Annotated in this window: 13 protein-coding genes; 7 read left to right on the top strand and 6 right to left on the bottom strand. The window is 71.3% G+C overall.

The window, feature by feature from the left end; translation table 11 throughout:
• Positions 1-118: 118 nt before the first annotated feature.
• The 7 genes from AC1DE0_RS13350 (at position 119) to AC1DE0_RS13320 (ending at position 8677) form a co-directional block, all read left to right on the top strand.
• On the top strand, positions 119-3139 hold the full coding sequence (locus AC1DE0_RS13350) for a S8 family peptidase (protein WP_478101243.1): 3021 nt from the start codon (positions 119-121) through the stop codon (positions 3137-3139).
• 230 nt (positions 3140-3369) lie between these two features.
• Positions 3370-3627, top strand: coding sequence for a hypothetical protein (locus tag AC1DE0_RS13345; protein ID WP_478101241.1), 258 nt, complete (start codon positions 3370-3372; stop codon positions 3625-3627).
• Positions 3628-3826: 199 nt separating this feature from the next.
• Positions 3827-4861: a sulfate ABC transporter substrate-binding protein gene (locus AC1DE0_RS13340; protein WP_478101239.1), complete on the top strand. Its 1035-nt coding sequence runs from the start codon at positions 3827-3829 to the stop codon at positions 4859-4861.
• The gene (gene cysT / locus AC1DE0_RS13335) at positions 4858-5889 is read left to right on the top strand and encodes a sulfate ABC transporter permease subunit CysT (RefSeq protein WP_478101237.1); all 1032 of its coding nucleotides are present in this window, start codon (positions 4858-4860) and stop codon (positions 5887-5889) included. The genes AC1DE0_RS13340 and cysT overlap by 4 nt, the downstream gene beginning before the upstream one ends.
• Entirely contained in the window at positions 5886-6692 is an 807-nt protein-coding gene (gene cysW / locus AC1DE0_RS13330; protein ID WP_478101235.1) for a sulfate ABC transporter permease subunit CysW, read from the top strand. The genes cysT and cysW overlap by 4 nt, the downstream gene beginning before the upstream one ends.
• Positions 6689-7699 carry a sulfate/molybdate ABC transporter ATP-binding protein gene (locus AC1DE0_RS13325; protein WP_478101233.1) on the top strand — a complete coding sequence of 337 codons (1011 nt, stop codon included), beginning with the start codon at positions 6689-6691 and terminating at the stop codon, positions 7697-7699. The genes cysW and AC1DE0_RS13325 overlap by 4 nt, the downstream gene beginning before the upstream one ends.
• Positions 7700-8212: 513 nt before the next feature.
• Entirely contained in the window at positions 8213-8677 is a 465-nt protein-coding gene (locus AC1DE0_RS13320; RefSeq protein ID WP_478101231.1) for an RrF2 family transcriptional regulator, read from the top strand.
• Positions 8678-8751: 74 nt separating this feature from the next.
• On the opposite strand, the gene AC1DE0_RS13315 is transcribed toward AC1DE0_RS13320, so the two are convergent.
• The 6 genes from AC1DE0_RS13315 to AC1DE0_RS13290 all read right to left on the bottom strand — a co-directional run bounded on the left by AC1DE0_RS13315 (position 8752) and on the right by AC1DE0_RS13290 (position 12716).
• On the bottom strand, positions 8752-9225 hold the full coding sequence (locus AC1DE0_RS13315; protein WP_478101229.1) for an Rv3654c family TadE-like protein: 474 nt from the start codon (positions 9223-9225) through the stop codon (positions 8752-8754).
• Positions 9222-9545, bottom strand: a complete 324-nt coding sequence (locus AC1DE0_RS13310) for a TadE family type IV pilus minor pilin (RefSeq protein WP_478101227.1) — start codon at positions 9543-9545, stop codon at positions 9222-9224. The genes AC1DE0_RS13315 and AC1DE0_RS13310 overlap by 4 nt, the downstream gene beginning before the upstream one ends.
• A 35-nt stretch (positions 9546-9580) precedes the next feature.
• Complete coding sequence (locus tag AC1DE0_RS13305; protein ID WP_478101225.1) at positions 9581-9769, bottom strand: DUF4244 domain-containing protein; 189 nt, start codon at positions 9767-9769, stop codon at positions 9581-9583.
• 153 nt (positions 9770-9922) lie between these two features.
• Complete coding sequence (locus tag AC1DE0_RS13300) at positions 9923-10549, bottom strand: type II secretion system F family protein (protein ID WP_478101223.1); 627 nt, start codon at positions 10547-10549, stop codon at positions 9923-9925.
• A complete protein-coding gene (locus AC1DE0_RS13295) occupies positions 10546-11031 on the bottom strand; it encodes a type II secretion system F family protein (protein ID WP_478101221.1) in 486 nt (161 codons plus the stop codon). Before AC1DE0_RS13295 ends, AC1DE0_RS13300 begins: the two co-directional genes overlap by 4 nt.
• A 467-nt stretch (positions 11032-11498) precedes the next feature.
• Entirely contained in the window at positions 11499-12716 is a 1218-nt protein-coding gene (locus tag AC1DE0_RS13290) for a TadA family conjugal transfer-associated ATPase (RefSeq protein WP_478101219.1), read from the bottom strand.
• Positions 12717-12731 lie beyond the last annotated feature (15 nt).

The following is a 12731-nucleotide window of genomic DNA, read 5'->3' as shown; positions in this document are numbered from 1 at the left end:
GGAAAAGTCGGCGGTGCAGAGGCCTCCCCAAAAGAGGCGCTCCGCGGCTATGGTCCATCTCACACGGGTGCAGCAGTCCGCCCATGCGCCGGCTCGGGGAACACACCTCAGGAGAACCATGAATCGTCGATGGTTTGCTGCGCTCGCCGCAGTGCCGCTCGCCCTCAGCGTCGCCGGGACGGGCGCGGCCGACGCCGCCTCCACCACCGCCGCTGCCGTGTCGGCAGCAGCCGACGGCCTTGACTCGGATGGCGTCTACGTCGTCCAGATGGCCGACCTGCCGGTCATCGCCTATGACGGTTCGACCGCGGGCTATGCGGCCACGCGGCCGACCAAGGGCAAGAAGGTCGACGGCAGGTCGGCGGCCGCGACCCGTTGGGCCGACAACCTCAAGAGCAAGCACGGGAACGCCCTTCGCTCCGTGGGAGCGACGAAGCGCATCTACGACTACGCGTACACCTACAACGGCTTCGCGGCCCGGCTCACCGGCGCCCAGGCCAAGGCGATGCGCTCCGCGGCCGGCGTGCTCGCCGTCACGAAGCAGCAGACCTACACGGTCGACACGTCGACGACGCCCGGCTTCCTCGGCCTCACCGACAAGCGCGGCCTGTGGAACCAGCTGGGCGGGACGAAGCACGCCGGCGAGAACATCACGATCGGCGTCATCGACTCGGGCATCTGGCCCGAGTCCCTGTCGTTCACCGACCGTGTCGACGCGAAGGCCGTCCCGGTCGCGGCCCCCGCCGGAAGGGTCAGCTACCGCGCGCCGGCAGCCACCCCCGCCGGGCCGTGCGTCGGAGGCGAGGACTGGTCCGCGAACAACTGCAACAACAAGCTCGTCATCGCCCGCTACTTCAACGAGGGGCAGGGCGGCAACGCTGCGATCGACCGTGACAAGCCGTGGGAGTTCAACTCGCCCCGTGACTACAACGGTCACGGCACGCACACCGCGAGCACCTCCGGCGGCAACCACGCCGTGCCGGTCACCGGCGCTGCGGCCGGCCTCGCGCCCAACGGGATCAGCGGCATCGCGCCGCGGGCCCGCATCGCGGCCTACAAGGCGCTGTGGTCGACCGAGAGCGGCGATACTGCCGGGGGCACGACCTCAGACCTGGTCGCAGCCATCGACCAGTCTGTCAGCGACGGCGTCGACGTCATCAACTACTCGGTCAGCGGCACGTCGACCAATTTCGCCGACCCCGTTGAGATCGCGTTCCTCTTTGCAGCCCGGGCCGGCATCTTCGTGTCGGCTTCCGCGGGAAACAGCGGCCCGACTGCATCGACGGTCGCGCACCCCTCGCCGTGGATCACGACCGTCGCAGCGGGCACGCACAACCGCGACTCCCGCGGGTCGGTCACCCTCGGCAACGGCTCGACCCTGAACGGGGCGAGCATCGCTGCCAATGCAGTCACGGCTCCGCTCGTCGACTCGACTGCCGTGGGCAAGGCTGGGGCAGACCCTGCCCAGGTGGCCCTGTGCTTCTCCAGCGCCGACGGCGGCAACGTGCTCGACCCAGCGAAGGTGGCCGGGAAGATCGTGGTCTGCGACCGCGGCGTCACCGGCCGCACCAACAAGAGCCTTGCCGTCCAGGAGTCCGGCGGCGTCGGCATGATCCTGCTCAACACGTCGCCGAACTCCCTCAACGCCGACCTGCACGTCGTGCCGACGGTGCATCTCGCCGACACCGACCGCGCGGCGGTCAAGGCGTACGCTGCCACGGCAGGAGCCAGCGCCACGATCAACAAGGCGACGCTGGTCACGAACGCGCCCGCCCCGTTCACAGCCTCCTTCTCCTCACGTGGACCGCTCCTCGCGGGCGGCGGCGACCTGCTCAAGCCCGACGTCATCGCGCCGGGTCAGGACATCCTCGCCGCGGTGTCACCGTCGACGAACCGTGGCTACGGCTTCAACCTGCTCTCAGGCACATCGATGTCGGCGCCGCACGTCGCCGGCCTTGCGGCGCTCCTGATGGACCTGCACCCGACGTGGTCGCCGATGGCCGTCAAGAGCGCGCTCATGACGACGGGGTACGACGTGCTGGACAGCTCGTCGCCGGCCGCGAAGGCGTTCTCGCAGGGCGCCGGTCACGTCAAGCCGAATGCAGCAGCCGACCCCGGCCTCGTCTACGACAGCGGTTGGAACGACTGGCTCGCCTTCCTGTGCGGCAGCTCGGGCGCCGTCGGACCCCCGACCTGCTCGGCCCTCACGGCTGCCGGTTACAAAACCGACGCGAGCGACTTCAACGGGGCATCGATCGCCGTCGGTGACCTCGCCGGCGTCCAGACGGTCACCCGCAAGGTCACCAACGTCAGCACCAAGAAGGGCAGCTACAAGGCTGACGCCAACGTGCCCGGCCTCAAGGTGACCGTCTCACCGTCCCGGCTCAAGCTCGAGCCTGGCGCCACGGGCACGTTCACGGTGCGACTGGAGCGAACCACCGCGGCAGTCAACGCGTACACGGCGGGCAACCTGACGTGGAAGGACGGCAAGCACCTCGTGCGCTCGCCGATCGTCGTGCGGCCGGTAGCGCTCGCGGCTCCTCGTTCGGTCACCTCCCCTGCGGCGGGCACCTCCTACGACGTGACCTTCGGCTACACCGGGTCGTTCAGCGCCACCCCTCGCGGCCTGGTTCCGGCCACGTTGACGGCGGGCACGGTGCTCGACGACCCGACCGACTCGACGTGCTCGCTCAGCTCGCCGAACGCCCAGAAGCACGACGTCACCGTGCCGGCCGGCACGACGTACGCCCGGTTCGCGCTGTTCGACGCCGACGTGAAGCCCGGTAGCGACATCGACATGTGCGTCTTCAACGGGGCGACGCCGGTCGGGTCGAGCGGTTCCGGCACCTCGGCGGAGGAGGTCAACCTCGTCGACCCGGCCCCCGCCACGTACACCGTCGTGGTTCAGGGCTGGGGCGTGGACGTGTCCTCGCCGTACAAGCTGCACACGTGGCTGCTCGGCTCGACGAGCGCTGGCAACATGACCGTGACCGCGCCTCCTGCCGCCACGACGGGCGCCACGGGCACGATCTCGCTGGGCTTCGCCGGACTCACGTCGGGCAAGTGGCTCGGCTCGGTCGCCTACGCCGGAAGCGACGGCCTGCCCAACCCGACCCTCGTTCGAGTGGACGTGCCGTAGGGGTGAGCAACCCACGGGGGCCTGCAGGTCCCGAACGACGGGGAGGTCCCGGCAGCCGCCGGGGCCTCCCCGCTCGGCGTCCGGGCGGGGGCCGGCCGCCTCGGCGCGGCGACGCTAAGCTGCCCGACGAGGAACCTCGAGCTGAGGACAGCGCGCTCGACGCCGCGACGGAAGCGGTTGAGGCTGAGGGCCTTCCGCCTCTGGATGTGCCGGAGGAGCTGCGGCGACTGATGAGGGGCTCGACCCCCGGGCCTGCCTCGACAATCGTCGTTCGTGGCACGCTGCGGCGGGCCGAGGTGGAGATGCACCCCATCGTCCTCGACGCCGACGACGGCACGACGTGGGAGCTGCTGCTCCCGGCAGGGTGGGCGCTCGAGGGCGAGCCCGGCGTCCGGGTGACCGTGAGCGGCGACCCTGCCACCGACGTGGCGACGACCTCGATGGTCGGGCCCGTCCTGCGGGTCCGCTCGCTGTCGGCCGAGAGCTGACACCGACACGTCGGAGCACTAGCACGACCACACTCTGAGACATAATCTCGAGTTATTTGACCAGTAACGCTCGCCTATTCGAAACTCCCATGCAACAGATAGGAAAGCATCCCGCTCTCCCCTGGGCACGACACGTCCACGCCGCGTGACCCGCACCACCCACGCGACCTCCACCGTCCCACCCCTCAGGAGCCCGTCCATGCGACGTCCACCCATCGCCCTCGCCGCCATCGCCGCCACCGCGATCCTGGGCCTGTCGGCGTGTGCCGGCGGCGGGGCCAGTGACACCGTGGACCAGCCCGGCTCCACCGCAGCCGGAGCCGCGACCAGCACCATCAACCTCTTCGCGTATGCCGTCCCGAAGGTCGGCTTCGACGTCGTCATCCCGGCCTTCCAGAAGACCGACGCCGGCAAGGGCGTGCAGTTCCAGCAGAGCTACGGCGCCTCGGGCGACCAGAGCCGCAAGGTCGCCGCCGGTGCCCAGGCCGACTTCGTCAACTTCTCGGTAGAGCCCGACGTGACCCGGCTGGTCGACGCCGGCCTCGTCGACCCCAACTGGAATGCCAACGAGCACAAGGGGATTCCTTTCGGATCCGTCGTCACGATCGTCGTCCGCAAGGGTAACCCCAAGGGCATCAAGGATTGGGACGACCTGCTGAAGCCCGGCGTCGAGGTCGTGACTCCCAACCCGTTCTCATCGGGCTCGGCCAAGTGGAACCTGCTCGCGCCGTATGCCGCGAAGAGCGGGGGCGGCGCCGACAAGGCTGCCGGTCTCGCCTACGTGTCCTCGCTGGTCAAGAACCACGTCAAGATCCAGCCGAAGTCGGGTCGAGAGGCCACCGAGGCCTTCCTCCAAGGCAGCGGGGACGTGCTGCTCAGCTACGAGAACGAGGCCCTCTTCGTCGAGAAGAACGGCGATCCGGTGCAGCACGTCACGCCGCCCACGACGTTCAAGATCGAGAACCCGGCCGCTGTGCTCAAGGGCAGCAAGAACCTCGCGAAGGCGACGGCCTTCAACGACTACCTCTACACGCCGGAGGCCCAGAAGCTGCTCGCCGAGGCGGGCTTCCGCCCGGTCGACGCCACGGTGGCCAAGGAGTTCGCCTCGAAGTTCCCGGAGCCGACGAAGCTCTGGACGATCGCGGACCTCGGCGGCTGGAAGTCGGTGGACTCCACGCTGTTCAAGAAGGACGTGGGTGACATCGCCAAGATCTACGACCAGGCGACCCAGTGACCGCCAGGATCCACCAGCGCAGGGGTGCCGCTGCCGCGGCGCCCCTGCCGGCGCGCCCGGGCGCGCGTGACGGAGCGGCCGAGCAGCGCCCCGACGAGCAGCGCACTGCCGAGGACGCGCACGAGCAGGCGCTCGAGACCAATGGGCAGGACGGCATACGCCCCCTGTCTGGTTCTGACGACACGAAGGGCGGTGGTCCGGGGGCACCGAGCCGGCCGAGCCGACCGGGCCGCAGGATCGGCCTCGCCCGGCCCCTCGGCGTCAGGGTCGTGACCCTGTGGCTCAGCGTCATCGTGCTGCTGCCACTCGCGGCCCTCACGGCCGCCTCGTTCGACGAGGGTTTCTCCGACTTCTGGGACGCCGTCACCGCGCCGACCGCGCTCGCCGCACTGTGGGTCACGGTCCTCGTGTCGGCCGTGGTGGCCGTCGTCAACGCCGTGCTCGGCACGCTCGTGGCGTGGGTCCTCGTGCGCGACGAGTTCCCGGGCAAGCGCGTCGTCAACGCCCTCATCGACCTGCCATTCGCGCTGCCGACGATCGTGGCGAGCATCGTGCTGCTCTCGCTCTACGGCCCGAACAGCCCCATCGGGATCGAGCTCAACGCGACCCGCTGGGGCCTCGTCGTGGCGCTGCTGTTCGTCACGCTGCCCTTCGTCGTGCGCTCGGTGCAGCCGGTGCTCATCGAGGCCGACCGCGAGGTCGAGGAGGCAGCAGCCTCGCTCGGCGCCTCCAACTGGACGACGTTCCGCCGCATCGTGCTGCCCACCCTCGCCCCCGCCGTCCTCGGCGGCACCGGGCTCGCCTTCGCCCGCGCCATCGGCGAGTACGGCTCGGTCGTGCTCATCGGCGGCAACATCCCCCGCGAGACGCAGGTGGCCTCGCAGTACATCCAGCAGCAGATCGAGATCGACCGGCCGCTCAACGCCGCCGCCGTGTCGGTGGCGCTGCTCGCCATCGCGTTCGTGACGCTGCTCGTGCTGCGGGTGCTCTCGAGCCGCACCCAGCGACGCGAGGAGCGTGACGCATGAGGATCTCCCGAGGCACCCGGATCTCGCTGCGCGTCGTCGCGCTCGGCTACCTCTTCGCGCTGCTGGCCGTGCCGATCGGGGTCATCCTGTGGCGCACGTTCTCACCGGGCCTCGGCGAGTTCATCGCGTCGGTCTCGACGCCTGCGGCCCAGTCGGCGATCAACCTGTCACTGCTCATCGTGGCGATCGTCGTGCCGCTCAACGTGGTCTTCGGGGTGGCCACGGCGCTGGCGCTCGTGCGGGGACGGTTCCGTGGCCGGGGACTCCTGCAGGCGGTCGTCGACCTGCCGTTCGCCGTCTCGCCGATCGTCGTCGGCGTCGCGCTGATCATGCTGTGGGGCGCCGGAGGCTGGTTCGGTGGCCTCGACAACGCCGGCTTCAAGGTGATCTTCGGGCTGCCCGGCATGGTCATCGCAACGCTCTTCGTGACGCTGCCGTTCGTCGTCCGCGAAGTAGAACCGGTGCTCCACGAGATCGGCCAGGAGCAGGAGCAGGCCGCCTCGACGCTCGGTGCCAACCGGTGGCAGACCTTCTGGCGGATCACGCTGCCGGCCATCCGGTGGGGCCTGACCTACGGCATCGTCCTCACGGTCGCCCGCGCCCTCGGCGAGTTCGGCGCCGTGATCATGGTGTCGTCCGGGTTCCCCGGGGTCTCGCAGACGCTGACGCTGCTCGTGCACTCGCGCTACATCGACGACCACAACACCTACGGCGCGTATGCCGCCGCCACCCTGCTCATGGGCATCGCACTGGTCGTGCTGCTGGCCATGACCGTGCTCGACCGCAAGAGGAGCGACCGATGATCACCGTGACCAACGCCCGCAAGAACTACGGGTCGTTCGCCGCCCTCGACGACGTCAGCCTCGACATCCCCAGCGGGTCGCTGACCGCGCTGCTCGGGCCGAGCGGCTCGGGCAAGTCGACGCTGCTGCGCTCCATCGCCGGCCTTGAGGGGCTCGACTCGGGCGCCGTGACGATCCAGGGCCGCGACGTGACCAACGAGCCGCCGCAGCGCCGCGGCATCGGCTTCGTCTTCCAGCACTACGCCGCCTTCAAGCACATGACGGTGCGCGACAACGTCGCGTTCGGTCTGACGATCCGCAAGCGCCCCAAGGCCGAGACCGACAAGAAGGTCGACGAGCTGCTCGAGATCGTCGGGCTCGAGGGCTTCCGTCACCGCTACCCGGCGCAGCTGTCCGGCGGCCAGCGCCAGCGCATGGCCCTGGCGCGCGCGCTCGCCGTCGACCCCCAGGTGCTGCTGCTCGACGAGCCCTTCGGGGCGCTCGACGCCAAGGTGCGCACCGACCTGCGCCAGTGGCTGCGGCGCCTCCACGACGAGGTGCACGTCACGACGGTGCTCGTGACCCACGACCAGGAGGAGGCGCTCGACGTCGCCGACCGCATCGCGGTGCTCAACAAGGGCCGCATCGAGCAGGTCGGTGACCCGGTCACGCTCTACGAGCGCCCCGCCAACGACTTCGTGATGGGCTTCCTCGGCTCCGTCGCTCACTTCGGAGACCAGCTGGTGCGCCCGCACGACATCGTCCTCGAACGCGACCGGGCCACGGCGCTCGCCCTCGACGCGAAGGTCGCCGGCTCCCCCGGTGTCATCGACGCAGTTGTCGAGCGGGTCGTGCCCCTCGGCTTCGAGGTGCGTGTCGACCTGCGGGCCGACTCCGGTGAGCGCTTCGCGGCCCAGATCACGCGGCGAGACGCGGCCGAGCTGCAGCTGCGCGAGGGTGAGTCGGTGCATGCTCGCGCGATCGCGCGGTCGAGCGTCGTGGACATCGACCCGGCTCTGGCGATCTGAGCAGGTCTCGTCAGCAGGTCGGTCCCCAGCGGGTATGTGTCAGGTAGCGCACCCGCTGAGACCGCCCGGCAGACTCTGGGACGACGGCATACCGTATGCCGGGAAGCCCGCCCGTCGCCGCGCGACGGGCGCAGGTGGCTCGGGTGACCGAGCGACCGAATGACTGAGGCGGCGAGGGGACGACACCTCGCCGCCTCAGCCACGCCCCCACCTCGGAGCCGGTGCCCACCACAAGCTCGAGTGCACACGTCCCGAAGCCGACCCCACAGTCGAGTGCCCACTTCCTCGCGTCGGAAAGTGGCACTCGACGTTCACGTCAGTCGAGTGCTCAGTTCCCGACGTCCGACAGTGGGCACTCGACCTTCCTGTCAGTCGAGTGCCCACGTCCCGACGCTGACCCCACAGTCGACGCCCCGTTCGGGCGCCGGTCGCCCGACCGTTGCCGCTCACGGCGCCGACGCTCGCAGCGCTGGGTCGGTGCGCGGGTCAGTCGCGGTGCGGCAGACTGCTCGGATGGACATCTCGGCGAGGGTCGACTACGCGGTCCGCGCCATGCTGATCCTCGCCGAGGCCGATGCGGAGGGCTCTGCACCGATCAGCATCGACAGTCTCTCGACCCGGCAGGAGCTGCCGCGGAAGTTCCTCGAGGCCATCTTTGCGGACCTCCGACGCGCTGACCTCGTGCTCAGCCGGCGCGGGGCCCGCGGCGGCTACGTGCTCGCGCGCGAACGCGGCGCCATCAGCGTGGGCGACATCTTCCGCGCCGTCGACGGCCCGCTCGCCGAGGTGCGCGGCCTCCGCCCGCACGAGACCGCCTACCAGGGGGTCGCCTCGCACCTGCCGAGCCTGTGGGTCGCCGTTCGCGCCAGTCTGCGAGAGGTGCTCGACGAGACCTCGCTCGAGGACCTGCGCACCGGCGATCTGCCCGATCGAGTGCGGCAGCTGCTCAGTGCGCCGGACGCCTGGCAGAACCGCTGACCGGCGCTTCATCGTTCCCGTGTCACCCGGGACACCGGGAGCGCGCGGGCCCCTGGCCGAGCCACTGACCAGCGTCATCGTTCAGGTCCCGCCCGAGAGCGCGCCGTCGCCGGCGCCGGCCACAGAGCGGAACTGACCGCGACGGTGAGCTCCACGTCGCCCCCGTCGACCGAGCACGTCTGTGTCACAGCGCCGTTCGCCCGGGCAACCCGACTCGCAGCCACACAGGCGGACGACGTGCCCGGACGGTCCTGGGCCACCGTCGCCCCGGCCAAGGCACCGAGGTCGGCGGCCAGCCGTGCACGGTGGCTCGCGACGACCACCGAGCCGACCATGAGTGCGCCCGTCGCGAGCGTCAGGACGACGGCAACGATCGACAGCGCCAGCAGAGTGGCAGCGCCCGTGTCGCGAGCACCGGCGTCGCGGGCGCCCGTGTCGCGAGCACCGGCGTCGCGGGCGCCCGTGTCGCGAGCACCGGCGTCGCGACCGCCCGTGTGGCGAGCGCCCGCCCTCGTCCAGCGACGTGCGCGAGCGCCGGCAGCCCTCACGGCTCGGCCTCGACAGGAGTCTCTGCCGATGCCTCGAGGTCCCAGCCGGGCAGAGCACCCCAACCGCCGGTCCGCGCCGTGACCGTGACACGCACAGAGCCGCCCGATCCGGTGACCGCCACGCGTGCACCCGAGGGTGCGGCCAGGGCGGCAAGGGACCGGACGCGATCTGCGTCGTCGCCGCGAGCCGCCGCGCGGCTCGCGATGCGGGCGGCATCGATGCATCGGATCTGGTCGACTGCCGCGTTGACGGCCACGAGGCAGAGAGCCAGGACGATGACCGCGGACGGGATGGCGACGGCCAGCTCGGCCGTCACCATCCCGCGCTCCCCCCGAGCGAGGCGAGGGCGTCGGGTCACCCGGCGAGCCCCAGCGCGCTCTGAACGATGCCGGTCAGTGCGCTGCGGACCGCGTCGGACTTCACGACACCGAGCAGCACCAGCGCGAACGTGCAGGCGGCCATGATGCCGACGGCGTACTCCGCCGTCGTCATCCCGACCTCCCGCCTCATCGACGTGAGACGACGAATCAGTCTGCGGGACATGGGTTCTCCTGTCGTTGTTCTTGCCGTTTCATCGATCTCCTTCCCACCTCCCGAGCCGGGTGCTCGAGACGTTCTGGGCCTGCGGCGCGCGTCGTTGCCGCGCCTCGCGTTGTCTCCCGTCGGTGTGGCATCAGTCCGCAAGACTGGCTCTGCTCATCCACGGAGCACGTCCCCGGCGAGGGCGATGACGAGCGGCGCCACGGTGGTGAGGCAGAAGGCCGGCAGCAGGACGAGGCCCAGAGGAGCGACGAGCCGAACGCCGACCTTGGCGGCCGACAGCTCGAGGCGTTCCAGCTCGGCGTCGCGCAGGTCGTCGGAGGCGGCGAGCAACATCGCGCCGGGCGGGACGCCGGCGCTGTGTGCGATGGCGACGGCGCGAGCAGCCGGCGCCCAGGCGGGTCCGACGGACGCCCAGGCCTCGGTCTCGTGCGCTCCCCACCGCAGGGCCGCGGCGACCTGGCGGAGGTCTCGTGCAGCCGCCCCGTCGAGTCCGGCGGCCACTGCCTCGAGGACGTCCCACGTGGGCAGGCCCGACCGATACGCAAGTACGAGCAGGGCAAGAGCCGATGACACGTCGCGGTCGCCGACCTCCGGGGAGGTGGTGCGACGTGACCCGGAACCACCCTCAGGCGGGCCCTCGGAGTCAGCGCGGCCCTCGCGCTCGACAGAACCGCCCGAGGTGCCCCGGCCCCCGGATTCGCGCGGGCGGTCGTCGGAACCCAGCAGCACGAAGACGGCCACCGCGAGCAGGACGGCCGCGACGAAGGACCACGGGCTCATGGCCGCACCGCTCGACGGACCATGCGGGTGCACCAGAACCGTCCGGTCCACACGAGACCGAGGCCCGCGGCGACGCATACGGTCGCCAGGGACGAACCCAGGTAGAGGTCGCGAGGGTCGATGCCCACCGCAAGGGCGAACAGCGGCCCGGTGAGGGGAAGGACCGTCAGGACCGTGACGGTGGCGCGAGGGCCAGCCACCGCGACGGCGACCTTGCGGCGCCGCGCCCGGGCATCGAGCAACCCGCGCACGGCACGGTCGACGGCGAAGGAGAGCGGCGCACCCGTGGTCTCGGAGAGCTGCCAGGCAGCCGCGACCAGCGCGAGGTCGGCGGATCCACTCCGAACGGCCCACTGCGACCAGATCGGCGACAGGGCCCGGGCCACCTCCGCCGCGGCGAGGAGGCTGCCGACGAGCAGGTCGATGTCGTGACTGACCGGGCCACGGGAAGCGGTCGAGGTCCACGGCCGCCTCCCGCCCACGCGCCCACCAGCCCTCCCACCACCGCGCCCAGAACCTCGCCCAAGTGCTCGCCCGAGCCCTTGCCGTCGCTGGGAGCCGCGACGTCGACCCGGCCCTCGCCGGGCTCGTTCGGCGGCCTCGCGAGCCAGAGCCACCCGTTCTGCGCCCAACGCCGCGGAGGCGGCGAGCTCGATGGACCGTGTCGGTGTGAGCCCGGCGTCGAGCGCCGGCCCCACGCCGCGCAGTAGGTCGAGGACGTCGTCGGTCAGCTCGTTCGATCGGCGCCGAAGCGCCCATCGACGGAACAGCTCCACAGGGTCCTGGTGCCACAGGCTCAGCGAGTCGGCATCGGCTCGTCCAACGGGTGCTGGCGGAACGGACCACACCGAGTCCCGAGCCGCGGCTCCCCCACTCCGGCGCACCGGCGGCCACACGAGGACCGCGATGACGAGCAGCGTGGCCGCGACGGCCGCTGCCCCACCGACCCTCACGATGCCTCCGGCAAGGAGTGCCCGAGCGGCGGCGAGGCCGTCTCGGCCACTTCGACGTCGGGCTCTGACGACGGCGGTTCGACGGGCAGGGAGAGTCGGGCGGCGAGCGCCGGCCAGCCCGGACCGGTGCGCGGCGCGTGACCCGGCCCATCCCACTCCAGGGCCGGGACGACGGTCGGCGACGCGTCGCGACGGAACAGGGCTGCGATCGACGAGATGCGGCGGTGCCCGCGGTCGCGCGTCACGTGCACGACGAGGTCGATGGCAGCGGCGAGCTGGGCGCGAACGGCCTCGGGTGCAAGACCCGCCAGCGCGCCCAGCGCCTCGAACCGCGCGACGACGTCGACGGGCGCGTTGGCATGCACCGTTCCGCAGCCGCCCTCGTGGCCGGTGTTGAGCGCGGCCAGCAGCTCTCGCACCTCGGCGCCCCGGACCTCACCGACGACGATCCGGTCGGGGCGCATGCGCAGGGCCTGGCGGACGAGCGTGGTCAAGGTGACCTCGCCGGCCCCCTCGACGTTGGCCGGCCGCGCCTCGAGCCGCACCAGGTGCGGGTGGTCGACGGACAGCTCGCGGACATCCTCGACGACGAGGAGCCGCTCGACGGGGTCGATGCAGCCGAGCAGAGCGGCGAGCAGAGTGGTCTTGCCGGCGCCGGTGCCGCCGGAGACGACGAACGCCAGGCGTGACTCCACGGCCGCGCGCAGCACCGGCTCCCACTCGATCGGCATCATGCCGCGGGCGCACAGCCCCTCGAGCGACACGGTCTCGCTCGGCGGCACGCGGATCGTGATGTGCGGACCGCCTGCGACGAGGGGAGGCAGCATCGCGTGGAGTCGTGCGCCGGACGGCAGCTGGCCGTCGACCCACGGGCTGGCGTCGTCGAGCCGTCGGCCGGCAAGGCCTGCAAGGCGCACCGCGAGACCCCGTGCCTCCTCAGGCTCGAGGCGCTCGCCGACCCACTCCATGCCCTGGCCGCGATCGACCCAGACGGAGCCGTCGCCGTTGACGGCAACGTCTGTCACGCCGGGTTCGCAGAGCCAGGGGTCGAGTGGCCCGGCCCCGAGGACGCGAGCCGCGAGCGCGGAACGAGTCGCCGCAACCCGCACGGTCCCGAGGGCGCCCTGCTCCTGGGCGGCCACCGCCGCGACGGCGCTGCCGTCAGGAGAGACGCCCTCGCGCACTCGCTGCCAGACGGCGGGGCTGAGGCTCATCGGAGCCACCGGCCC

It is taken from the genome of Terrabacter sp. 05T424 (genome assembly GCF_056396225.1).
This window is presented reverse-complemented; position numbering and strand designations above follow the sequence as displayed.